The 24,897-nt window shown below is 30.5% G+C and carries 24 protein-coding genes; 19 read left to right on the forward strand and 5 right to left on the reverse strand.

Annotated elements, in window-relative coordinates; genetic code table 11:
• Entirely contained in the window at window positions 1–2,469 is a 2,469-nt protein-coding gene (locus LPB136_RS01455; protein ID WP_072554433.1) for a GumC family protein, read from the forward strand.
• Here LPB136_RS01455 and LPB136_RS01460 read toward each other — a convergent pair.
• Complete coding sequence (locus tag LPB136_RS01460; protein WP_072554434.1) at window positions 2,464–2,856, reverse strand: acyl-CoA thioesterase; 393 nt, start codon at window positions 2,854–2,856, stop codon at window positions 2,464–2,466. The genes LPB136_RS01455 and LPB136_RS01460 overlap by 6 nt on opposite strands.
• Before the next feature lie 169 nt (window positions 2,857–3,025).
• Here LPB136_RS01460 and dnaA point away from each other — a divergent pair, with 169 nt between their 5' ends.
• From dnaA to LPB136_RS01475, 3 genes are read left to right on the forward strand one after another with little or no spacing between them, the layout of a single operon-like run.
• A complete protein-coding gene (dnaA, locus tag LPB136_RS01465) occupies window positions 3,026–4,450 on the forward strand; it encodes a chromosomal replication initiator protein DnaA (protein ID WP_072554435.1) in 1,425 nt (474 codons plus the stop codon).
• 46 nt (window positions 4,451–4,496) lie between these two features.
• Window positions 4,497–4,943, forward strand: coding sequence for a low molecular weight protein-tyrosine-phosphatase (locus LPB136_RS01470; RefSeq protein WP_237267408.1), 447 nt, complete (start codon window positions 4,497–4,499; stop codon window positions 4,941–4,943).
• A complete protein-coding gene (locus LPB136_RS01475) occupies window positions 4,943–5,647 on the forward strand; it encodes an SAM-dependent methyltransferase (protein WP_072554436.1) in 705 nt (234 codons plus the stop codon). Before LPB136_RS01470 ends, LPB136_RS01475 begins: the two co-directional genes overlap by 1 nt.
• A gap of 82 nt (window positions 5,648–5,729) precedes the next feature.
• On the opposite strand, the gene LPB136_RS01480 is transcribed toward LPB136_RS01475, so the two are convergent.
• The 4 genes from LPB136_RS01480 to dapF form a co-directional block, all read right to left on the reverse strand.
• Window positions 5,730–6,293 carry a peptidoglycan-binding protein LysM gene (locus LPB136_RS01480; protein WP_237267409.1) on the reverse strand — a complete coding sequence of 188 codons (564 nt, stop codon included), beginning with the start codon at window positions 6,291–6,293 and terminating at the stop codon, window positions 5,730–5,732.
• Window positions 6,294–6,509: 216 nt separating this feature from the next.
• Window positions 6,510–7,535, reverse strand: a complete 1,026-nt coding sequence (gene mltG / locus LPB136_RS01485) for an endolytic transglycosylase MltG (RefSeq protein ID WP_072554438.1) — start codon at window positions 7,533–7,535, stop codon at window positions 6,510–6,512.
• A gap of 34 nt (window positions 7,536–7,569) precedes the next feature.
• On the reverse strand, window positions 7,570–8,109 hold the full coding sequence (locus LPB136_RS01490; protein WP_072554439.1) for a GNAT family N-acetyltransferase: 540 nt from the start codon (window positions 8,107–8,109) through the stop codon (window positions 7,570–7,572).
• Complete coding sequence (dapF, locus tag LPB136_RS01495) at window positions 8,109–8,879, reverse strand: diaminopimelate epimerase (RefSeq protein ID WP_072554440.1); 771 nt, start codon at window positions 8,877–8,879, stop codon at window positions 8,109–8,111. The genes LPB136_RS01490 and dapF overlap by 1 nt, the downstream gene beginning before the upstream one ends.
• Window positions 8,880–9,014: 135 nt before the next feature.
• On the opposite strand from dapF, the gene LPB136_RS01500 reads away from it, so the two are divergent.
• The 15 genes from LPB136_RS01500 to LPB136_RS01570 all read left to right on the forward strand — a co-directional run bounded on the left by LPB136_RS01500 (window position 9,015) and on the right by LPB136_RS01570 (window position 24,859).
• A complete protein-coding gene (locus LPB136_RS01500) occupies window positions 9,015–10,394 on the forward strand; it encodes a S1C family serine protease (protein ID WP_072554441.1) in 1,380 nt (459 codons plus the stop codon).
• 159 nt (window positions 10,395–10,553) lie between these two features.
• Window positions 10,554–11,996: a glyceraldehyde-3-phosphate dehydrogenase gene (locus tag LPB136_RS01505; RefSeq protein WP_072554442.1), complete on the forward strand. Its 1,443-nt coding sequence runs from the start codon at window positions 10,554–10,556 to the stop codon at window positions 11,994–11,996.
• A 501-nt stretch (window positions 11,997–12,497) separates the two neighbouring features.
• A complete protein-coding gene (locus LPB136_RS01510) occupies window positions 12,498–13,061 on the forward strand; it encodes a hypothetical protein (protein ID WP_072556870.1) in 564 nt (187 codons plus the stop codon).
• A 6-nt stretch (window positions 13,062–13,067) separates the two neighbouring features.
• Window positions 13,068–15,065: an NAD-dependent DNA ligase LigA gene (ligA, locus tag LPB136_RS01515; RefSeq protein WP_072554443.1), complete on the forward strand. Its 1,998-nt coding sequence runs from the start codon at window positions 13,068–13,070 to the stop codon at window positions 15,063–15,065.
• Complete coding sequence (locus tag LPB136_RS01520; RefSeq protein WP_072554444.1) at window positions 15,066–15,725, forward strand: lysoplasmalogenase; 660 nt, start codon at window positions 15,066–15,068, stop codon at window positions 15,723–15,725.
• Window positions 15,726–15,982: 257 nt separating this feature from the next.
• Window positions 15,983–16,990 (forward strand): esterase-like activity of phytase family protein, encoded by a 1,008-nt coding sequence (locus tag LPB136_RS01525; RefSeq protein ID WP_158009581.1) that lies wholly within the window; start codon window positions 15,983–15,985, stop codon window positions 16,988–16,990.
• A gap of 27 nt (window positions 16,991–17,017) precedes the next feature.
• Window positions 17,018–17,530, forward strand: a complete 513-nt coding sequence (locus LPB136_RS01530; RefSeq protein WP_072554446.1) for a DUF6913 domain-containing protein — start codon at window positions 17,018–17,020, stop codon at window positions 17,528–17,530.
• 115 nt (window positions 17,531–17,645) lie between these two features.
• A complete protein-coding gene (gene dapA, locus LPB136_RS01535) occupies window positions 17,646–18,521 on the forward strand; it encodes a 4-hydroxy-tetrahydrodipicolinate synthase (protein WP_072554447.1) in 876 nt (291 codons plus the stop codon).
• A 90-nt stretch (window positions 18,522–18,611) separates the two neighbouring features.
• Window positions 18,612–19,124 carry a ferritin gene (locus LPB136_RS01540; RefSeq protein WP_072554448.1) on the forward strand — a complete coding sequence of 171 codons (513 nt, stop codon included), beginning with the start codon at window positions 18,612–18,614 and terminating at the stop codon, window positions 19,122–19,124.
• Window positions 19,125–19,396: 272 nt separating this feature from the next.
• Window positions 19,397–20,209 carry an outer membrane protein assembly factor BamD gene (locus LPB136_RS01545; RefSeq protein ID WP_072554449.1) on the forward strand — a complete coding sequence of 271 codons (813 nt, stop codon included), beginning with the start codon at window positions 19,397–19,399 and terminating at the stop codon, window positions 20,207–20,209.
• 2 nt (window positions 20,210–20,211) lie between these two features.
• Complete coding sequence (locus tag LPB136_RS01550; protein ID WP_072554450.1) at window positions 20,212–20,532, forward strand: DNA-directed RNA polymerase subunit omega; 321 nt, start codon at window positions 20,212–20,214, stop codon at window positions 20,530–20,532.
• A gap of 1 nt (window position 20,533) precedes the next feature.
• Window positions 20,534–21,745 carry a bifunctional phosphopantothenoylcysteine decarboxylase/phosphopantothenate--cysteine ligase CoaBC gene (gene coaBC / locus LPB136_RS01555; protein ID WP_072556871.1) on the forward strand — a complete coding sequence of 404 codons (1,212 nt, stop codon included), beginning with the start codon at window positions 20,534–20,536 and terminating at the stop codon, window positions 21,743–21,745.
• Window positions 21,738–22,628 carry a type IX secretion system protein PorD gene (porD, locus tag LPB136_RS01560; protein WP_072554451.1) on the forward strand — a complete coding sequence of 297 codons (891 nt, stop codon included), beginning with the start codon at window positions 21,738–21,740 and terminating at the stop codon, window positions 22,626–22,628. Before coaBC ends, porD begins: the two co-directional genes overlap by 8 nt.
• 58 nt (window positions 22,629–22,686) lie before the next feature.
• Window positions 22,687–24,339 carry a DNA repair protein RecN gene (recN, locus tag LPB136_RS01565; protein ID WP_072554452.1) on the forward strand — a complete coding sequence of 551 codons (1,653 nt, stop codon included), beginning with the start codon at window positions 22,687–22,689 and terminating at the stop codon, window positions 24,337–24,339.
• Window positions 24,340–24,343: 4 nt separating this feature from the next.
• Complete coding sequence (locus LPB136_RS01570) at window positions 24,344–24,859, forward strand: hypothetical protein (protein WP_083426162.1); 516 nt, start codon at window positions 24,344–24,346, stop codon at window positions 24,857–24,859.
• The last annotated feature ends 38 nt before the right edge of the window (window positions 24,860–24,897 follow it).

Here is a 24,897-nt window from a genome sequence, read left to right on the forward strand (position 1 = left end):
ATGGTAAACAAATCAAACTTTTCAATAGAAAAAAAATCAGCAAGTTCTAGTATAGATTTGGCATCTTATTTTTTTAAGGTTTTGTCGTATTGGAAATGGTTTTTATTAGCAACTATAATTGCCTTTGCTGTGGCAAAATATAAGAATGATAGAAAAATTAGAGGCTATAGTTTAGATACAGTTGTTTCTATAAAGGAAGAATCTAATCCGTTGTTTTCTACAGGTACTAATTTAACCTTTAATTGGGGTGGAGCAAGCGATTTGGTAGAAACGGTAAAAGTAATTTTACGCTCTAGAACTCATAATGAAAAAGTAGTTTCTCGTCTTCAGTTTTACACGCAATATTTAGTGCAAGGAGAATATAGGTTGGATGATGCTTACGGTAAAACTCCTTTTAAAATTAAAGTAGATACAGAGAAACCGCAGTTGTACAACACTTTAATTAAAGTTAAGATGTTGGCAAATAATAAAGTTGAACTGTCTGTAGATTATGGAGAAAACTTTAATAGAATTTCTTTAATCAATTATAAAAAAGACTCAGTTTCTTATTTTACACCAACTGCTAGAAATTATTCTGAAGAGTTTACTTTGGGTGATAAGATTGAAAAAGAGCACTTAAATTTCACAATTCTTCCTTCTAGAACTGGTGGAAATTCAGAAGAGTATTTTGTTCAATTTGGAAGTTTTAACGGTGTTGTAGGTGGTTATAGAAATGTAAATGTAACTGATGTTGCAAAAGGATCTTCTTTAATTAGATTGGCACTTTCTGGACCTAATAAAAATAGGCTTGCAGATTATTTAAATACTTCAGTAAGAGTTTTATCAGAAGACAAACAGGATCAGAAAATTGCTTATGCAGTAAAAACAAAAGAATATATAGATACATTATTTATTGCTGAGTCTAAGAGTTTAAAAGATATTGAAAGAGAGTTAGGTAAATATAAGCAGCAAAATAATATTTATGATTTATCTGCTGAAGGTTCTAAGATTTTTGAAGAAACAACAACTTTAGAAAGAGAAATTAGAGGGGTAAATGATAATGTTAGGTATTTAAATGAATTAGAAAGTTACATAAAATCACATAGTACATATAATAGTGAAGCAATACCAGTTCCTGCTTCTGTGGAGGTTTCAGACGCTAAGATTACTTCAGAAATTGCAGATTTAATTCAGAAGTCTACATTAAGAGAGAATTTAAGAAGTACAGTAACAGCTAATCACCCTCAAGTAATTGGTTTGGAAAAAGAGATAGCAACTAGTCGTAGAATTTTATTGGAAAATATTGTTACGGTTCGTAGTTCTATGCGAAGTAAAGTAAAAACTAATAGAGGTAGACTGCAATCGTATAGCGGTAAATTACGTCAGTTGCCAAAAAAGGAGCAGGGTTTAATTAAGTTTCAACGTAATTATGAAATTTCGGAAGCTAATTATAACTATTTAAAACAAAAAAGTTATGAAGCCGGCACAGCAATTGCTGCTAATGTTTCTGATGTAAAAGTTATAGATTCTGCTAAAGATTTAGGACAAGGTCCTGTGTATCCAAATACGCAATTTAACTATGTTTTGGCATTAATGCTAGGAACTATGTTGCCGTTGTTTTTTATCATTTTGAAAGAAGTTTTGGATAATAAAATTCATACAGTAGAAGAGATTCAGAATAATTATGACATTCCAGTTTTAGGAGTTGTTGGTAAAAACATGCTAGAAACTGATTTGGCAGTATTTACAAAGCCAAAATCTACCGTTGCAGAATCTTTTAGAGCATTGCGTTCTAATATTCAGTTTTTATTCAGAAATAATGCAGAGTCAGATTCATCTTCTAAAACCTTGGTGTTAACGTCTTCTATTAGTGGAGAAGGTAAAACCATGATTTCTATAAATATGGCAACCGTTTTTGCTTTAAGTGGAAAAAAGACGGTTTTAGTAGGTTTGGATTTAAGAAAGCCGAAAATCTTTGGAGATTTTGGTTTGTCTAACGATTTTGGAGTGGTTAACTATTTAATCAATCAAAAAAGTTTGGATGAAGTTACGCATACAACGCAAGTGCCAAATTTAGATGTTATATTATCTGGTCCAATACCACCAAATCCATCAGAGTTATTATTGAGTGCAAAGGCTGATGAAATGATGGCGATCTTAAAAGAAAAATACGATTATGTAGTTTTAGATACGCCGCCTGTAGGTTTGGTTTCTGATGCTTTAGAATTGTTTAAATATTCTGATGCTGTTATTTATGTTATTCGTCAAAATTATTCTGAAAAAGGAATGATGAAGATGATTGATGAAAAATATGCAAACAAAGAAGTTAAGAACATTAGTTATGTTTTAAATGATTTCTCAGTAAGCGGTTCTTACGGATATGGTTATGGCTACGGTTACGGTTATGGCTACGGAAACAGTTATGGTTATCATGAAAACGATAAGCCAAAAACAGTATTTCAGAAAATTAAAAATAAATTGAACTTATAATAGTTCTAAAATATAATTAGGGCAGCGAGTAGGTCTGTTTTTTTTCATATCAATAAATGCTAAAACAGTATTTCCAGTACAAATAAGTTCGTTATTTTGATTTGTGATTTCATAATTAAATTCAATCTTAACTGTAGGTGTTTTTTTTAACGAAGTCTTTACAGTAAGAACATCATCATAAAGTGCAGATTTTTTAAAATTACAAGCCAAAGAAATTACCGGAAGCATTATTCCATTTTCTTCCATTTTTTTATAAGTAATATTTAAAGAACGAAGCCATTCAGTTCTTCCAAGTTCAAAATACTGAGCATAATTACCATGATAAACAACGCCCATTTGATCTGTTTCGGCATAACGTACTCTAAATGAGTGTTCAAAATTCTTCAAATTAAATTATTTTTAAATACGTCTCTATTTACATAAAAAATAACTAATAATCAATAGTGATTTGATTTTTTTATACTGAATTTTATTCACACTTTTGTAGAACGATAGAAAAGGGGTATTAAGAGGGCTTATATCTAGATTAAACAAACAAAAATTTACTATAACAATAATGACTAAAACTGCTAACTCAGTTTGGAATGAATGCTTGTCTTTTATAAAGGACAACATAAAACCACAAGCATATAAAACATGGTTTGAACCAATAAAACCTGTAAAATTAGCTGGTGAAGCATTAACAATACAAGTGCCAAGTAAATTTTTTTACGAGTGGTTAGAAGAGCACTATATTAAATTGTTAAGAGTTGCATTAGTTAGAGAGTTAGGTGCAGATGCAAAATTGATTTATGATGTACGTATGGAAAATACGTATAGTAGCAATAATCCACAGACAGTTAAAATACCAAGTTCTAATCGTAATCCATTAAAAACTCAAAAAGTAACAGTTCCTTTAGAATCTAAAAGGGAATTAAAAAATCCTTTTATAATTCCAGGATTGCAAAAAGTAAAAATTGAATCTCAATTAAATCCGAATTATAATTTTACAAATTTTGTTGAAGGAGATTCTAACCGTTTAGCTCGCTCTGCTGGTATGGCAGTTGCAAATAAACCAGGAGGAACTTCTTTTAATCCGTTATTAATTTACGGAGGTGTTGGTTTAGGAAAAACACATTTAGGGCACGCAATTGGTGTTGAGATAAAAGATAAATATCCAGATAAGACAGTTTTATATATTTCTTCGGAAAAATTTACACAACAATTTATAGATTCAGTAAAGTCTAATACACGTAATGACTTTATTCACTTCTATCAAATGATAGATGTTCTTATAATTGATGATGTACAGTTCTTGTCAGGTAAAACTGGAACTCAAGATGTGTTTTTCCACATATTCAATCATTTACACCAAAATGGTAAGCAGGTAATTTTAACATCAGACAAAGCACCTGTGGATATGCAAGATATAGAACAGCGTTTACTTTCTCGTTTTAAATGGGGATTGTCTGCGGAGTTACAAGCGCCAGATTACGAAACACGAATTTCTATTCTTCAAAATAAATTATTTAGAGATGGTGTAGAAATGCCAGAAGAAATAGTTGAATATATTGCTAAAAACATAAAATCTAACGTTCGTGAGCTAGAAGGTGTAATTATTTCTATGATTGCACAAGCATCTTTTAATAGAAAAGAATTTACCTTAGAATTAGCGAAACAAATTGTAGATAAGTTTGTTAAGAATACTAAGAAAGAAGTTTCAATAGACTTTATTCAGAAAGAAGTTTCTAAGTATTTTGATATGGATGTTGCTACATTGCAATCTAAAACACGTAAGCGACATATTGTACAAGCACGTCAATTAGCAATGTTTTTTGCTAAAAGATTAACTAAAACTTCGTTAGCAAGTATTGGTAACCAAATTGGTCAAAGAGACCATGCAACTGTGTTACACGCTTGTAAAACGGTTGATAATCTTACCGAAACGGATAAACAATTTAGAAAATACGTTGAGGATTTAAGAAAGAAACTTACTTTTTAAAATATACAACCTCACTTTTTGTGAGGTTTTTTTTAATCTCTTTTATATGAAAATACTAATGGTTTGTTTAGGTAATATTTGTCGTTCGCCTTTGGCGGAAGGAATCCTGCAATCTAAAGTTTCCGAGAGTATTTTTGTGGATTCCGCTGGAACTGCTGGGTATTATGAAGGACGTTTGCCAGATTCTCGATCTATTGAAGTTGCTAAAAAGCACGGTATTGATATTGCGAATCAAAAATGCAGAAAATTTAATGTTGAAGATTTTGATAATTTTGATTTAATATATGTGATGGATCAAGGTAATTATGTTGAAGTAAGGAATGTTTCTAGGAATGAGAAGGATATGCAAAAGGTAAAAATGATTTTAAATGAAGTTTACCCAAATTCAAATAAAAGCGTTCCAGATCCATATTTTGGAGGAGATTCTGGATTTGATAATGTCTATGAAATGCTTGATGAAGCGTGTACTATAATTGTTAAAAAACTACAATAATGAACGGTAAATTATATTTAATTCCTACAACTTTAGGCGATACAGAACCTTTAGAAGTAATGCCATTATCGGTAAAAAAAGTTGTTGAACAAATCGATTATTTTATTGTAGAAAATGAAAAATCTGCTCGTAGATTTATCAAAAAAATTACACCAAAAAAATCACAAGCATCTTTAGAATTGATGCTTTTAGACAAATATGCAGACGCTTTTGAAACCGATAGTTATTTAGATGTATGTAAAAAAGGAATTAATGTTGGTTTGCTTTCCGAAGCAGGAGTTCCTGCCGTTGCAGATCCAGGAGCAACTATTGTAAAGTTAGCGCATGATAATAATATTCAAGTTGTACCGTTAGTTGGGCCTTCTTCAATTTTAATGGCAATAATGGCTTCTGGTATGAATGGGCAAAGTTTTGCTTTTAATGGTTATTTACCAATTGACAAATCAGAAAGAAAAAGAGCAATTAAAGATTTAGAGAAGTTGTCTAAAGATAAAAATCAATCTCAAATCTTTATTGAAACGCCGTATAGAAATGAAAAAATGTTGGCAGATTTAAAAGCAGCTTTATCACCAGTAACTAACTTGTGTATTGCTTGCGATATTTCGCTTCCTTCAGAATATATTAAAACATATTCAATAAACGATTGGAAAAAACAAAAGCCAGATTTACATAAGCGTCCAGCAATTTTTATTATTCAGAAGTAATAAAATAATTTTAAGAAATTCTTTTATTTAGATTCCCGTTTTCACGGGAATGACAATTTTAAAGGAAGTTTCTTTTTTTCTATTAAACTGTAGCTTTTTTATTTGCTTGAATAACAGAAACATCATATCCTTTAAATTTATTTAAATAAGATTCAATTGTTGCTCCATAAGCGTCAGAGAACTTGTTTACACCTTTACTACGTAAGTATTTTTTTACATTTCCAGCACCACTTAAATGAGCGGCTGCTAAAATTCCAGACTCTGTAATTTTAATACCGTTTATGGTTTTTCCTACAGAACGTTTTATGTCCTTTCTTAAAATGTATTTATTTACTTTACAAAGTGCTATAAACGCTTTTTCTTGCAATTCTGGAGTGTTTAAAAATGCTTTTGTATTATAAATTCTAAAACGTAGTAAAGTGGTTTTACCAAATTGATATTTACCAAGATATCCTAAAGAGTTTACAGCATTGTATTTTCCTTGAGATTCTTTAAAAGCTAAAGCTTCTTTAAAGCCAATAAAGTCTTTTTGTAAAAGAGGAATTACCACCGAGTTTGTATTTGTAACGGTAGCTTTATTTATAGTTTTACTTTCTTTTGGGTTAGTAGTAGTAAAGTTGGTTAAACCTATAAAAACTAAAATCAATATTAAATTTCTAATAACTAATTGTTTCTGTTTAGCGATGCAAAGATACAGGTAAAATAATTAAACACCTAATAATCAATAATTTACAGTGTTTTTCATTTTATCAAATTAGGAATTTCACTATGCTTTTTTTGTAAATGAATGCGTTTAATCTAGTATCTGTTGAATTGTATTTAATAAAGTGGTTAATTTATTGCGAATAAAATTTTGTTAATATTATCTTCCAATTCCTCTTTGATTAATCCATCGTTGGTATTTTGCGGCATTTCTATTATGTTGAGATAATGTTTTTGCAAACTCATGAAAACCAATTTTATCAACACTAGCGCACATATACATGTATTTGTGTTTAGCAGGATTTAAAACGGCATCTATTGCAGAAACATCTGGCATTGCAATTAACGTTGGCGGTAAGCCTGTGTTTTTATAAGTGTTATAAGGCGATTTTAATTCCAAGTCTTTAGTAAGTACTCTTTTTACAACAAAATCTTGGCCTTTAATTTCTTTAACACAATAGATAATAGTTGGGTCTGCTTGAAGCGGCCAACCTCCTTTTAATCTGTTTAAATACAATCCAGCAACAATTGGACGTTCGCTTTTTTGAGCAGTTTCTTTTTGCACTATAGAAGCTAATGTAATAACTTGATCTTTTGTTAAGCCTAGTTTATTTGCTTTTTCTAATCTATTAGAATTCCAAAAGCGTTTGTATTCTCGCAACATTTTATCTCTAAATTTTTCAGCGGAAGTATTCCAATAAACCTCATAACTATTAGGAATGTAAATTTGAATAGCAGCTTTTTTAGATAAGTTGTTTTTTGATAAAAAAGATGTATCAGTAAAAGCGTTCAGTAAAGAAATAGAGTCGGTTTCTAATTGTTCAGCAATTCTACCTGCTAATTTTTCTACTGTATCTTGGTTGTTAAAAGCTATTTTTATTGGAGCTTGATTTCCAATGCGTAACATGTTTACGATGTCGTTATTAGACATTCCTTCTTTTAGTACATATCTACCAGGTTTGGGCTTAGAGAAATTCTTTTTAGCTGACACCCAAAGAAATGTTTCTGGACTTTTAGAAAAAGGTGCTAGTTTTTCTTTTACATCAATAAGACTTTCCTTAGAACTAACAAAAAGGATAGTTTCTTTTGTAATGGTGTTACCAAAGATTTTTTGGTAGTAGTTAAACCCAATAATTCCTGCAAATAAAAGGAATCCAATAATTCCGTATAAAAGTTTTTTATTCATAAAATTTAAATATTTTTTCTTGAGCTTATAAAGCTTAATCCTTCTTAAAGGGTTTGTTGATAAGTTGAAATAAGATTTCGTTTTTATAATTCCCTTCGGATAAAATCCAGTCTTTTTTTATGCCAATTTGTGTAAAATTATGTTTCTTGAATAATGCTAAGCTTTTAGCGTTGTCTTCCGTAATATTAGCAAAAAGTTGATGTAAATTTAAGTGTTTAAAACAATAATTAATTAATAATTCTAAAGCTTCTGATGCAAAACCGTTTTGTTGTTCTTTTTCAGCAATTAAAACACCAATTCCTGCGCGTTTATGTTGTGGATTAAAATCGAATACATCGATCATTCCAATTTGTTTGCCTGAACTAATCTCTTCAATTATTAAGCGAAGTTGTTTAGCTTCAAAAATATCTAAATGTGCATTTTCTAAATATTGTTTCAATAAAAATTTAGAAAAAGGAGTTTGCGTATGACTAACTTCCCAAAAAGCTTCATTGTTTTCTGTGTTGAATAGAAACTCTAAATCTTCGGGTTCTAAGGCTCTTAATTTTATTTTTTGACCTAAAAGTGTTTGCATTATATTTCTATTTCACCATTAAAAACAAATTGAGCAGGTCCTTTTAAAAATACATTTTTATAAACGCCCTTTTCTTCAGTAAATGAAACCTCTAAATTTCCTCCTTCAACAGGTAAAGAAATTAAGTTACTGTTTGTTTTATTTGTTTTATGCATTGCAATAGCAACTGCTGTAACTCCAGTTCCGCAAGCTAAAGTTTCATCTTCTACACCTTTTTCATAAGTTCTAACTCTAAAAGTGGAAGCATCAATTTGTTGTACAAAGTTTACGTTACTTCCAGGATCTTGATAGCTGTTTCTAATTTCTTTTCCGTTTTTAAAAACAGGATACTCTTCTAAATCATCAACAATTTCTACATGATGCTGTGTTCCTGTGTGCATAAAAACTGAGTTGTCATTCAGTTGTATTTCATTAACATCAATCATTTGTAAAGAAACAATACCGTTTTCAATTTTAGCAAAATGTTTTCCATCAACAGCTAAAAAGGTAGTTTTTTTTTCAATAATATTTAGTTTTTTAGCAAAAGCAACTGCACATCTTGCTCCGTTTCCACAAAAAGTTTGACTTCCATCAGCATTAAAATACACCATTTTAAAATCTGTATTTTCATCATTTTCAATTAGAATAACACCGTCTGAACCAATTCCAAAATTTCTATTACATAATTTATGGATTATTTCTGCGTTGTTTTTAGGAAAGGTATTTGCTCTGTTGTCAAACATTACAAAATCATTTCCTGTGCCTTGATATTTATAAAAAGTTAAATTCATTACCGCAAAGATAGCAAATTTAGCAGCATTTAAAACTTGTTAAATAGCCGTTAAAGTCCGTTAAAATGAAGTTAAACAGATTTATTGAATTTGTTAAAAGTGTATATTTGAGTGTAAATAAAAACAAAAAATAAAATGAGAAAAGTATTCGGAATTATTGGAGCTGCTATTCTTGGAGGAATAGTAACGTTGGGAGGTTACAAATTAATAATTGAAAAACCTCAAGTTGTTGTTGAGCAAACTACAACACCTAATATGCAAATGGTAAATGCAAATTATAGTCCAGAAGTTATAAATACCTCAAGTGCGCCAACAGATTTTACGGAGGCTGCAGAAAAAACGGTGCACGCGGTTGTACATGTTAAAAATACAAATACAAAATCTTCAGTAAACTCGCTGTCAGATTTATTTTATGGAGGTGTTCCAAGAGCGCAAGTTGGTACTGGAAGTGGAGTTATTATTTCTCCAGATGGTTATATTGTTTCTAATAACCACGTAATTGCCAATGCAAACGATTTAGAGATTACGTTAAATAACAAGAAAAAATATAAGGCAGCATTAATTGCTACTGATGAAAAGAATGATATTGCTTTATTGAAAATTGATGCTGGTTTCGATTTACCTTATATACCTTTTGCAAATTCAGACAATGTAAAAATTGGTGAATGGGTTTTGGCTGTTGGTAATCCATATAATTTAAATTCAACCGTAACCGCTGGTATTGTAAGTGCTAAAGGAAGAGATTTAGAAGGAAATAGAAATATTGATGCTTTTATACAAACAGATGCAGCAGTTAATCCAGGAAATAGTGGAGGAGCTTTGGTTAATATACGAGGAGAATTAATAGGTATTAATACAGCTATTACATCAAAAACTGGTTCTTTTATTGGGTATTCTTTTGCAGTGCCGTCTAATATTGCACGTAAAGTTGTAGATGATTTATTAGAGTTCGGAAATGTACAAGAGGCTATTTTAGGAATAAATGTTGATGGATCTCCTTCAACAAATGATATTGAAGGTGTTAAAATAGCATCAGTAACAGAAGATGGTGGTGCAAAAAGCGCTGGTATTATAGAGGGAGATGTTATTGTTAAAGTTAATAATGTTAAAATTTCTAAGTTTTCTGAACTTACGGGACAATTAAAAGCAAAAAGACCTGGGGATTTTGTTGAAATTACAATAGATAGAAATGGAAGTGAGCTTAAAAAGCAAGTTAAGTTGAGTAAAAAGGACACGTATTATTCTCAAGGATTTGGTGTTCAATTAAAAGATTTAACCGAGAAAGAGAAAAAGGAAAAAGGAATTTCTTACGGAGCTAAAATTGTAGATGCATCTAACAGTAAAGGTTTCACGTATTTTAATGTTGGAAAAGGTTATGTTTTAACAAAAATAAATAATATAAAAGTGAATAGTGCTTCAGAGGCTGTTTCTATTTTAGATAAATACACAGGTAATCAACACTTCTATCTAGAAACCATAAATCCAAAAGGAGAATTAGAACGATATAGATTTTAAATAGATGTTAGCTATGTTTTTTAGATCCGGTTTTGACTTATCAAAGCCGGATTTTTTATGCCATGAATTTTGCGTGAAAATTATAACGAAATCGATTTCGTATTCTAAAAAAAAGGAATACTTTTGCATCAAATTTTAAAAATTTTCAACAACACAACTATGTCAACAATAGTAAATTACGAGAAAGAAGTTGTTTTACAAGCTGAAACAAGAAAAGCAACTACAGAGTTTATCAATATTGTAAACGATTTATGGTATGACAAATCAATAGAATTGGTTTTATTCCGTAACACATTAATTGATAAAAGAGCTAGTGAAGTTTTAAACTTAATAAACTACGCAGGTGAGTTTGTAGCAAAGTCAATTACAATTCAAGACGCATTAGATATTGCAAGAGCAATTCAGCAATTAGAATTACCGGCTTCTAAATTAGATATTGGTAAACTAGCTTATGAATGTTATTTAAATGAAGATGGTTGTAAAGACAAAGTTGCCTTTGTCAAAAATCAATTAAAAGACATTGCAGAGGTTTCAGATTTACAACCTAGAGACGTTGTTTTGTATGGTTTTGGTAGAATTGGACGTTTATTAGCACGTGAGTTAATGAGTAAAATGGGGCGCGGTTCTCAATTAAGATTAAGAGCGGTTGTAACACGTGGAGAAATTAACCAAACTGTATTAGAAAAAAGAGCTTCATTATTAAGTATCGATTCTGTTCATGGAGATTTCTTAGGAACTGTACAAACAGACGTAGAAAACAATGCATTGGTAATAAACGGAACAACTGTACACATGATTTCTGCTGCAAAACCAGAAGATATCGATTATACAGCTTACGGAATTAACGATGCTTTAGTAATAGACAACACAGGAGCTTTTAGAGATAAAGAAGCATTAAGTCGTCATTTAGTAGCAAAAGGAGCAAGTAAAGTCTTATTAACTGCGCCAGGAGCAGGAGTTCCAAATATTGTTCATGGAGTAAATCATTTAGAAAACAATCCAGATAATATAGATATTTTCTCAGCAGCATCTTGTACAACAAATGCAATTACGCCTGTTTTAAAAGTTTTAGAGGATAACTTCGGAATTAAAAAAGGACATCTAGAAACTATACACGCATATACAAACGACCAAAATTTGGTAGACAATATGCACAAGAAATACCGTAGAGGTAGAGCAGCAGCTTTAAATATGGTAATTACAGAAACAGGTGCCGGAAAAGCAGTAGCAAAAGCATTGCCTGCTTTAGAAGGTAAATTAACTTCAAATGCAATTAGAGTTCCAGTTCCAAACGGATCTTTAGCAATTTTAAACTTGCAATTACACCAGAATGTAACTACAGAAGCTGTAAATGCAATTATGAAAAAGTATGCTTTAGAAGGAGATTTAGTAGAACAAATTAAATTTTCATTAGACAATGAGTTGGTTTCTTCAGATATTGTTGGTACAACTGCGCCATCAATTTTTGATAGTAAAGCAACCATTACCGATGGAGATACTATTGTAATTTATGTTTGGTACGATAACGAATACGGATATTCTCATCAAGTAATGCGTCTTGCAAAACACATTGCAAAAGTACGTCGTTACACATATTATTAATAGTTTGTCATACTGAACTCGTTTCAGTTTCTTTAAATATATAAACCCGAAGCAATTTGTTTCGGGTTTTTCTTTTTATGTTGAGCGTAGTCGAAAGAACATGTGCTGAGCGTAGTCGAAAGAACTTGTACTGAGCGTAGTCGAAGTATTTGAAGCTATTTCCTGCTTTCACTACTCGCTGTTTCGTTCCTCAACGAGCTCAAACATACCGTTCAATCAGGGCTAAACGTGTTTGCTAGTTTTTTGAGTCTAAAAGTTAAGGTTTTGTGGGCCTATTTTTAATTTACGCTAAAATTCGAATTGTATATAACGGCAAGCGTCCAAAGAGCGAAGCGGTCTGGATGCGATAGTGGAATACAATGTAGAATTTAAGAAAATTAAAATCAGTCTAGATTTTTGTTTCTTTTCATCAATGGAAAAGAAAAATGAATAAATTTACATTTTTAAGAATAGTTGAATTTGATTGTTTTTTCTGTATTTTTATCAAAAAATAAAACACGAATGAAAATCTTATTTTCTGTTATTTTATTACTATCAATTAGTCATATGCAAGCACAAGAATTACCCTATTATGAAATTCCAGAATCAGCAGAAAACTATACAGCAGGTTCCGTAGCAGGGAGAATGGTAGACGGCTTAGGGTTTCGTTATTATTGGTCTACAGAAAATTTAACAGAAAAAGATTTAGCTTTTCAATCGGCAGCAGAAGCAAGAACCACACAAGAAACTATAGCACATATTTACAGTTTAAGTAATACCTTGTTAAAGTATACAAATACAAAATTTGAACAAAGTAAGCCAAGAGAAGAAATGTCTTTTGCAGAAATGAGAGCACAAACATTATATAATTTAGAAGCTGTTAGCAATCGTGTAAAAGTAAGTGAAGATGTGTCTGAATTTGATACAAAGAAAGATGGTAAAACAACAGTTCCTTTTTATTATTTAATAAATGGTCCAATTGCAGATGCAATTTGGCATACAGGACAACTAGCTTCTTATAGAAGATCTTCAGGAAATCCTATCAACTCAAAAATAAATCACTTTTCAGGAACTGTAAGAAAGTAATTTTAAATGACAATTCAACAACAAATAGAAACGCTTCGCGAAGACTTAAGAGCACATAATTATAATTATTATGTGTTGGATAATGCAACAATTTCCGATTTCGATTTTGATATAAAATTAAAAGAATTAGAAAAGTTAGAAGAAGAAAACCCACAGTTTTTTGATGCAAATTCACCAACACAAAGAGTTGGAGGTGGAATCACCAAAAACTTTGAAACGGTTACCCACAAAAATCGAATGTATTCTTTAGACAATTCATATTCTAAAGAAGATTTGTTAGATTGGGAAAAGCGTATTCAAAAAATGTTAGGAACAGACGATATTGAATACACGTGCGAACTTAAATACGATGGAGCTTCTATAAACTTAACGTTTGAAAACGGCAAATTTGTAAAAGCCGTAACTCGTGGCGATGGTTTTCAAGGAGATGATGTTTCAAAAAACATTAGAACCATAAAATCGATTCCTTTACATTTAAAAAACGATTTTGTAACAGACTTTGAAATGCGTGGAGAAATTATTTTACCGTTAGGTGGTTTCAATAAAATGAACGAAGAACGAGTTTCAAATGGGGAAGAAGAATATAAAAATCCAAGAAATACCGCAAGCGGAAGCTTAAAATTACAAGACAGCGCAGAGGTTGCAAAACGTCCGTTGGATTGTTTGTTGTATCAAGTAGTAACTTCAGAAAGAAAATACAAAACACATTTTGAAAGCTTAGAAAACGCAAGAAAAGTAGGTTTTAAAGTTCCAAAAACAATAACGTTAGCAGCATCAATTGATGCAGTTTTCGATTTTGTAAATTCTTGGGATTCTAAAAGACACAATTTACCTTATGAAACAGACGGAGTTGTAATAAAAGTAAATAATTTACAACAACAAGAAGAGTTAGGATATACAGCAAAAGCGCCACGTTGGGCAATTGCATATAAGTTTAAAGCAGAACAAGTTTCAACAGTTTTACATGAAATTACCTATCAAGTTGGTAGAACTGGAGCAATAACTCCAGTTGCTAATTTAGAACCAGTTCAATTGGCTGGAACGGTTGTAAAACGAGCTTCGTTACACAATGCCGATCAAATTGAAAAGTTGGATATTAGAATAAACGATACTGTTTTTGTAGAAAAAGGAGGAGAAATTATTCCGAAGATAATTGCAGTAGATTTAACTAAACGCCCAGAAAGTTCTGCGCCAACAAAATATGCAACAAATTGTCCAGAATGTAATACCGAATTGGTAAGAACAGTAGGTGATGCAAAACATTATTGCCCAAATGAGTTTGGTTGCGCGCCACAAATAACAGGAAGAATCCAGCATTTTATATCAAGAAAAGCCATGGATATTGATGGTTTAGGTGGAGAAACGGTAGATTTATTACGCAAAGAAGGATTAATACATAATTATGCCGATTTATACGATTTAAAAGTTGAGCAAGTAATTCCGTTAGAACGTATGGCAGAGAAGTCTGCACAGAATATGGTTGACGGAATAAAAAAATCAACTGAAATTCCGTTTGAAAAAGTGTTATTTGCTTTAGGAATCCGTTTTGTAGGTGAAACCGTTGCTAAGAAATTAGCAAAACATTTTAAGTCTATTGATAACTTAATGGCGGCGGATTTAGAAACTCTAATTTCAGTAGATGAAATAGGAGAAAGAATTGCGCAAAGTGTTATCGATTTTTCTCAAGATTTAGGAAATATTCAATTAATTGATAGATTAAAAAGTTACGGAGTTCAATTAGAAGTTTCCGCAGAAAACTTAGCAAATCAAACCGATAAATTACAAGGAAAAGTAATTGTGGTCTCAGGCGTTTTTCATCAAATGAGTAGAAATGAACTCAAAAAAGCAATTGAAGATAATGGAGGAAAAGTAAGTTCTTCCATCTCTAAAAAAACAAGTTTTATTGTTGCTGGAGATAATATGGGGCCAAGTAAATTAACAAAAGCTCAAGATTTAGGTGTTGAAATTATTACGGAACAAGATTTTATAAACTTAATCAATTAAATGACCAAACAAACCAAAATAACAATAGCATCAATATTGTTTTTAATAGTTACAATTATTGATGTCTATGCGGTAATAGTTCAAGACAAAACATTAGAAATGATTTTTAAACCATTGTTAATGACAACTTTGGTAATAATCTATTTGGTTTCAGTAAAAAAGCCAAATTTCTGGTTGGTTTCTGCTTTGTTCTTTTCCTTTTGGGGAGATGTTTTTTTACTGGATAAAACCAACTATTTTGTATTTGGCTTAGGTTCTTTTTTAATAGCGCATTGCTTGTATATTGTAATGACGAAGCAATTTTTAAAGAAATTTAATTTTAAAGAATTATTGATTTGTTTTCCTCCATTTGCCATGATTTTTTTAGGAGTACTTCAGTTTATTAAGCACAATTTAGGTGAAATGCTAATTCCTGTAATCGTTTACGGATTAGTAATTTCCGTTTTTGGAGCATTTGCATTATTAAATTATAGGCAAGAAAGAACAACGCCAAATATGTGGTTGTTATTAGGTGCGGTTTTATTTATTGCTTCTGATAGTTTAATAGCGATTAACAATTTTTACAGCCCAAAACAGTTGTTTAACGTGTTAATTGTTGTTTTGTATATCCTTTCTCAATACTTAATTGTGAAAGCCGTGATTAAAAAAACAATAAAATAGTATCCTAATAAAGCAACTACTTTTTCATTTTGTAAATTTGAATACTAAAGAAGATGTCTAAAACGTATAAACTTATTCTTATTTAAATACAGTTTATACAGTTTTTTAAACTAAGAACACATTTTTAGCTTACTACTCTTGTAGAATAAATAACTTTGCAGGATAAAATATTTTTGATGAGATTTTTTCTTTTATACGTCTTTTTTTTAAGTGTGTTTTTGTCTTGTAAGACAAATGCTCAGGCAGAACTGGTTCTTTTGGATGAATTTGTTTTAGCAGATTCAATTAAGTCTAATAATTCTGTTATTGGTGGTTTGTCTGGAGTAGATTTTGCAAACGGATATTATTATTTTGTTGTAGACGATTCTAGAAAACCTAGATTTGTTAAGTCAAAAATTAAATTTGATAAAGACACAATTACATCTATAGATTTTATTGACGTAATTTATTTAAATGATTCAACGGAAACTTTTTATAATAATACTTTTTTAGACTTAGAATCTATTTTTGTTGACGAAGAAACCCAAGAAATAAATTTTGTTAGTGAAGGCTCTATAGTTAAAGGTAAAAGCCCGTCTGTATTTACCACAGATGCTTTAGGTAAATTAGTCCATAATTATACTATTCCGAGTTACTTTATTCCAAATAAAATAGCAAAATTAAAGCACAATGGAGCTTTTGAAGGTTCTTCTAAAAGTGTAGATAACAAAGGTTTTTGGATTGCAATGGAATCTCCTTTAATAGTTGACGGAGATGAACCTACGTTTAAAAAAACATCTTCGCCTATTAGAATTACTTATTTTGATAAAACTTCTAAGAAAGCCACAAAACAGTTTGCATATCAATTAGAACATATTACTAAACCATCTAAAGGAAAAGTAAATTTAAATGGTTTAACAGCTATTTTAGAATATAAAGAAAATCATTTTTTTATTATTGAAAGAACATATCAAAGTGGTTATGGAGCTCACGGAAATATTATTCGAATTTTTGAAGCAACTGTAGCAAACGAAACTACAAATATTTTAAATGTAGCATCTTTAAGAAAAACTGATTTTATTCCGCTTAAAAAGAAGTTGTTATTCAATTTTGAAAATGTAGAAAATAAATTAACAGACGGAATAATTGATAACATTGAAGGAATTACATTTGGGCCAACATTAGCAAACGGCAATAAGTCTTTATTATTAGTCTCTGATGATAATTTTCAATTGTATGGTAAACAACTTAATCAACTTTTGTTGTTAGAGATAGTAGAAAAATAAACGATTAAACATAATAAAACCCTATAAGTGTTCAATTTTTTAAAGAAAAAAGAAACAGTTCTTGCAAATAAATTAGCTGAGTTACAATTAGAAACTATAAAAAGTTCTAAGCGTAATAAAGTTAAAACAGTTGCAATTATTACTACAGAAGAAATTTCTCAAAAATATAATTTACAAAACCTTGTTGAAAAATCATTAGCAATTAAAAATACTAAAATTTATAGTTTTAGAAAATTTGATAAGCAAAATGAAATATCATTAAATCATTTTTCAGAAAAAGACATTGCTAAAAATGGAAAAATTAAAGATGAAAACTTTAATGTTTTTCTAAATGAACCATTTGATTTATTAATCGGTTTTTTTGATACCAATCATTTATATATTGAATATGCTACAGCAAAATCCAACGCAACCTACAAAGCAGGTTTTGCAAACGTAAATGAAGACCTGTTCGACTTAGAAATTCATTCTAAGACCGATCATACTTCAGAATTTTTATCAGAATTAAAAAAGTACTTACAAATTTTAGATAAACACTAAAATAATTAAAATTAAACAGTTAAATCCAATCTGTAAAATTTAATCGTTACTAAGCTTTTATTAATCAAAGTCTCCAAAAAAGAAGTATTTTTACAGGACTTTAAAAAACGATAGAATGCAAAAGTTTATAGGAACCGGAGTTGCGTTAGTAACACCATTTAATAATGATTTAAGTGTAGATTTTGAAGCGCTTAAAAAGTTAGTAAATTATAATATAGATAACGGAACAAATTACCTTGTAATTAATGGAACAACAGGAGAAAGCGGAACAATTACTGAGGAAGAAAAGCAGGAGATAATTGCTGTAATTGTTGACGTTAACAAAGGTCGTTTACCTTTAGTTTTAGGAGTTGGCGGAAATAATACCGCAAATGTTGTAAAAGAATTACAAACGAGAGATTTATCTAATATAGATGGAATTTTATCCGTTGCACCTTATTATAGCAAACCAACCCAAGAAGGTTTTTATCAGCATTTTAAAGCCATTGCAGAAGCAACAGACAAACCAATAATCTTATATAATGTTCCTGGAAGAACGGCTAAAAATATGGAGCCAGCTACAACCTTACGTTTAGCTAAAGACTTTAAAAATGTTGTAGCGGTTAAAGAAGCAGGTAACAACCAACAACAATATTACGAGTTAATAAAAAACAAGCCAGCAGACTTTTTAATAATCTCAGGTGATGATGATTTAGCATTAGGAACAACCTTAGCAGGAGGTTCTGGAGTAATTTCGGTAATAGGGCAAGCATTGCCAAAAGAATTTTCTACAATGATTAATTTAGGACTTGCAGGTAACAATGTAGAAGGATTTAAAATTCATTATAAAATAATGGATATTATCAATGCAATTTTTGAAGAAAACAATCCAGCAGGAATTAAATCGGTATTACATAAATTAAATATCTGTTCAGACGAAGTAAGATTACCGTTGGTAAAAGCTTCACCTGAATCACAAAAAAAACTAGCACAGTTTATAGATAATTTATAATTTGTCTAAACAAAAATTAGAGAAACAAAAGACCACAATAGCAATATTGTGGTCTTTTTTTAGCATCTTTGAACTATTAAAAATGAAATTATGTTATCAAAAAAAATAGAAGAAGCATTAAATGGTCAAATTACTATAGAAGCAGAATCTTCACAAGTATATTTATCAATGGCATGTTGGGCAGAAACTCAAGGTTTTGAAGGTGTTGCGCAGTTTATGTACGCACATTCAGACGAAGAACGTATGCACATGTTAAAATTAGTGAAATTTGTAAATGAAAGAGGAGGTCACGCAAAAATATCTGAATTAGCAGCGCCACCAACAGAATTTGGTTCGTTTAAAAATATGTTTCAAACATTGTTCGATCACGAAGTATTTGTATCAAAATCTATCAACGATTTAGTACATATAACATTAGAAGAACGCGATTATGCAACACATAATTTCTTACAATGGTACGTTTCTGAACAAATAGAAGAAGAAGCATTGGCAAGAAATATCTTAGATAAAATCAACTTAATTGGAGACGATAAAGGAGGTTTATATTTGTTTGATAATGACGTAAAGCAAATTGTTGGGCAACAAAACACCGATCAACAATAATAATTAGAAGCTATTTCCTGCTTTCACTACTCGCTTTTTTTGAGAAAAACAAAAAAGAGCTCAAACAAACCGTTCAATCAGGGCTAAGTTAACTTGCTTCAGCTAGTACTAACAGCATAAGCAAGACTAATTAACAAACATTTAGTATAAAATTCAGAAAAAAATTAGAGATTTTGTGGTTTATTGCACCGCACAATTTACTGTGTAAAAAATCGTTTTAATAATCCATAATTAATCACTAATTTTGCACCCGACCTATTTGGGATATAATAATGAAGAAAGTAGTATATTTATTGGCGTTCAGTTTACTTTTAATTTCGTGTGGCGAATATCAAAAAGTATTAAATAAAGGAACAACAGAAGATCAGTACAAGATGGCTGTAAAAATGTATGAAGCCCAAAAGTACGGTAAAGCAATACGTTTGTTTGAAAAAATAACACCAAGTTATAGAGGTAAACCACAAATGGAACGTATCCAATTTATGGTAGCAAACTCTAATTTTAACGAAAAAAGTTACAGTCTTGCAGGGTATTATTTTGATAGATTTACTCAGAATTATCCTAAAAGTTCTAAAAAAGAAGAAGCAGCATTTTTATCTGCATTATCATATTACAAAGCTGCACCACGTTTTAGTTTAGATCCAACAGATACAAACAAAGCATTAAATGCTTTTCAAAAGTTTATTGATGAAAATCCAAACTCATCTAAAATTGCTGAGGCAAATAAATACTATAAAGAAATACGTTATAAGTTAGAGAAAAAATCTTTCGAAATAGCGAAGACATATTATAGAACTGCGGATTATGATACAAGAAATTATAAAGCAGCCATACAAGCTTTCGATAATCTTTTATCAGATTATTTAGGAACAGAATTTAAAGAAGAAGCATTGTATTACCGTTTTAAAGCAGCAAATGATTTTGCTTTAAAAAGTACAAAAAGAAGAAAAGAAGAGCGTATTAAAGAAGCAGTTACTGCTTATCAAAAGCTAAAAAGAAATTTCCCAGAATCTAAATTTATGGAAGATTCTAACGAAATGTTAGCAGAATTACAAGAAGAACAAAAACAATTTGCAAAAATTTAATTATGGATTATAAAGACACAAATGCAGCTAGTACTACAATAACGTATGATAAAGGTGCAATTGAAGCCCCAACAGATAACATCTATGAGGCAATTTCAATTATAGCAAAAAGAGCTACTCAAATTAATTCTGATTTAAAGAAAGAATTAGTAGAAAAGCTAGATGAATTTGCAACATACAACGATAGTTTAGAAGAGGTTTTTGAAAACAAAGAACAAATTGAAGTTTCTAAATTTTACGAACGTTTACCAAAACCAACTGCATTAGCTGTTGAAGAATGGTTAAATGATAAAGTATACCACAGAACACCAGACGCAGAATAATATGTCTGTATTAAGCGGTAAAAAAATATTACTTGGTATTACAGCAGGTATTGCCGCTTATAAAACGGCAAGCTTAGTCCGTTTATTTATAAAATCAGGCGCAGAAGTCAAAGTTATTATGACACCTGCGTCTAAAGATTTTATAACACCACTTACACTTTCAACACTTTCTAAGAATCCAGTTCATTCAACTTTTTATGATAAAGAAGATGAAAATGAATTATGGAATAATCATGTAGATTTAGGTCTTTGGGCAGATGTGTTTTTAGTTGCACCAGCAACAGCAAATACATTATCTAAAATGGCTAATGGAACGTGTAATAACTTGTTGTTAGCAACCTATTTATCGGCAAAATGTCCAGTGTATTTTGCGCCTGCAATGGATTTGGATATGTATATTCATCCATCAACAAAAACAAGTTTAGACAAATTACAAGGCTTTGGCAATGTAATGATTCCTGCAACTTCTGGAGAATTAGCAAGCGGTCTAGTAGGAGAAGGAAGAATGGCAGAACCAGAAGATATTGTTTCTTTTATTGAAAAAGATGTACACTCAAAACTTCCGCTTCGCGGTAAAAAAGTATTAATTACTGCGGGTCCAACTTATGAAGCTATAGATCCAGTTCGTTTTATTGGAAACCATTCTTCAGGTAAAATGGGATTTGAAGTTGCAAAAACTGCGGCAAGTTTAGGAGCTGAGGTATTTTTAGTTTCTGGTCCATCTAGCCAAAAGGTTAAGCATTCTTTTATTCAAAGAATAGATGTAAAATCTGCAGAAGAAATGTATAATGCATGTCATAAAGTATACAAAACTGTAGACATTGCTATATTATCTGCTGCTGTAGCAGATTATAAACCAAAAAATATAGCAACTCAAAAAATAAAAAAGAAAGATGCTTCGTTACACATAGAGTTATCACCAACAAAAGATATTTTAAAATCTTTAGGTGAAATTAAAACGAATCAATTTTTGGTAGGTTTTGCTTTGGAAACAAATAACGAAGTTGAAAACGCTAAGAAGAAAATAAAAAGTAAAAATTTAGATTTAATTGTTTTAAACTCGCTACAAGATAAAGGAGCAGGTTTTGCAGGAGATACAAATAAAATTACTATTATTGATAAAGATTTTAGCCAACAAGTGTTTGAATTAAAATCTAAAAAAGAAGTATCGAAAGATATTATTAATGAAATTATAAACAGAATAGATGCGTAATATAGTACTTGTTTTAGCTTGTTTTTTATCGATTGCAACAGCAAACTCGCAAGAGTTAAATGCGTTGGTAACTGTTAATGCAGATCAAGTTCAGAGTACCAATAAACAAGTTTATTCAACTTTAGAAATAGCGTTAACAGAATTTATTAATCAAACAGAATGGACTAATAAAACTGTAAAACCGCAAGAAAGAATCAATTGTGCTTTTACAATTATTGTTAGCAACCAATCTGGGAATAATTTTGATGCAAGTATTCAAGTACAATCAACAAGACCTGTTTTTGGATCTACATATGAAACGCCTGTTTTAAATATAAATGATGGAAACTTTAGTTTTCGTTATAATGAGTTTGATCCATTATTATACAATGCTACACAGTTTGATTCTAATTTAGTTTCAACTATTGTGTTTTATGTGTACACAATTTTAGGTGTAGATGCAGATACTTTCGCTTTAAAAGGAGGACAAAATTATCTAAAGGAAGCAGAAAGAGTAATGTTACAAGCACAGCAAAGCGGTATTTCTGGTTGGCAAAATCAAGTTGGTTCTCAAAACCGATTTGAATTAATTGACAACTTTTTATCACCTAAATATGCAACTTTAAGAAGTATTTACTACAACTTTCATAGAAACGGATTGGACAAGTTTTCTTCTGATTTAACAAACGGAAAGCAACAAGTTGAATTAAGTGTTACGCAACTAGAGCAATTGTTTAATAAAGATGTTGGTAATTATATGATTCGTGTTTTCTTAGACGCAAAATCAGATGAAATAGTTACTATTTTTACTGATGGAAAAGAATCGAGAAACCAACAAAAGATGGCAACTGTTTTACAAAAGATAATGCCAACCCAAGGAAATAAGTGGCGTAAGATTGAGTAATATTTATTGCTTTAATTCATCCAAATTAAGTACTTTTATATTCTTATTTTTATAAAACTTGCTTACACAACTATCCATACAAAATTACGCGTTAATAAATCAGTTAAGTATTGATTTTACAAAAGGATTATCTATAATCACTGGAGAAACTGGTGCAGGTAAATCAATTCTTTTAGGAGCTCTTGGCTTAGTTTTAGGTAACCGAGCAGACTCTTCTACATTAAAAGATACCTCTAAAAAATGTGTTGTAGAAGCACAATTGGCAATAACTAATTATAATTTACAAACTTTTTTTAACAAAGTAGATTTAGATTACGAAGCAAATACAATAATCAGAAGAGAGATTTTACCTTCTGGTAAATCACGTGCATTTGTAAATGATACACCAGTAACTTTATCGGTTTTAAATGAGTTAAAATCTAAATTGATTGATGTGCATTCTCAGCATCAAACATCAGAACTTTCCGATAGTAATTTTCAGTTTTCTGTATTAGACACTTTAGCTAAAAATCAAACAAAAATTGCATCTTATAAACGTGGATTGGTACAATACAATACTTTGCAAAAAGAGTTGTTATCCTTACTGCAATCGCAAAAAGAAGCCAATCAACAATACGATTATAACTTGCATTTGTTTAATGAGTTTGAAGAAGCCAAGCTACAAATAGATGAACAACAAGTATTAGAAGAAAAGTTAGATAAGCTCAATAATATTGAAGATATAAAATTAAATTTATCAGAGTCGCTTCAAATTGCGGTAAATGATGAAGTTGGTGTGCAATCTTTATTAAATTCAATTGAATTCAGTTTAAGCAAAATAGCCGATTTTTCTAAAGAATACAAAGAACTTTCAGAACGAATTTCTTCCGTAAAAATAGAATTTGATGATATAGTTTCTGAATTAGAAAGCGCAAATGAAAACGTTGAATTTAATCCAAATGAATTAGAAAAGATAAACGATAGATTACAATTAATTTATAATCTTCAAAAGAAGCATGCTGTTAGTTCAGTTGAAGAATTACAAGCAATACACGCAACACTTTCAGACAAAGTTGGTCAAGTAGAAAGTGCAGAAGAAACCATTAATAAAAAGCAAGAAGAAATTAATTCAGTAGCAAAAAAGTTAGATGAGGTTGCTACAATGATTTCTACTTCAAGAAATAAATCGGTACCAAAATTAACAAAAGAGTTAGAAGTTTTATTAGCAGATTTAGGTATGGAAAACGCACGTTTTTCAATCAAAATAAAAGAAACAGCTAATTACTTTTCAAACGGAAAAGACGAATTAGAATTTCTGTTTTCAGCAAATAAAGGTGGTAGTTTTGGCGAATTAAAAAAAGTAGCTTCTGGTGGAGAATTATCTCGTATAATGCTTTCAGTAAAAAAAGTATTATCGCAAAACAGCAAGTTGCCAACCATTATTTTTGATGAAATTGATACTGGAGTTTCTGGAGAAGTTTCTAATAAAATAGCAACAATAATGCAGCAAATGAGCCAAAATATGCAAGTAATTACAATTACGCATTTACCGCAAATAGCCGCAAAAGGAACGCAGCATTATAAAGTGTACAAGGAAGAAATAAACGGCGTTACAACTACAAATTTAAAGCAGTTGTCTTTAGACGAACGTATTGTGGAAATTGCAGAAATGCTAAGCGGAAAAGATATTTCAGACAGCGCACTTACACATGCAAAAGAATTATTGAACTAAAATTATGAGTGATAATAAAGCAGAAAATTTATTTTTTGAAGCAGATCAATTAATTGACGACAATAAAATTGTTGAAGCTAAAGAGATTTTAATAGATTTATTAAGCGATTTTCCAGATTACGGAAGAGCGCACAACCATTTAGGTTGGTTGTATAGCGTTAAATTTAACAACTATCCAAAAGCAAAATATCATTTAGAATTGGCTATAAAATTTGCTCCAGATTACCAAGGCGTTTATGCCAATTACGCATATTTGCTTGTAGAAATGAATTTGTATGATGATATGATCCATTTTGGAAACAATGCAATCGCTAAAAATGTGGCAGATCCAGCAACTATCTATAACAAAATGGCACAGTCATTTGAGTTAAAAGGAGAATTAATGGAAGCATTCAATTTTTACAAATTAGCCATAAAAGGCGCTATAAACAATCAGTTTTTAGACGAATTATATGCTGCGGTTAATAGAGTAAAAGGAAAAATGGGTCTTTTACAAAAACTAAAATTGATTAATAAATAGCGAACCAAAACAGGTGTTTTTAAGAAGCTATTTCCTGC

It is taken from the genome of Tenacibaculum todarodis (genome assembly GCF_001889045.1).
GTDB lineage: Bacteria > Bacteroidota > Bacteroidia > Flavobacteriales > Flavobacteriaceae > Polaribacter > Polaribacter todarodis.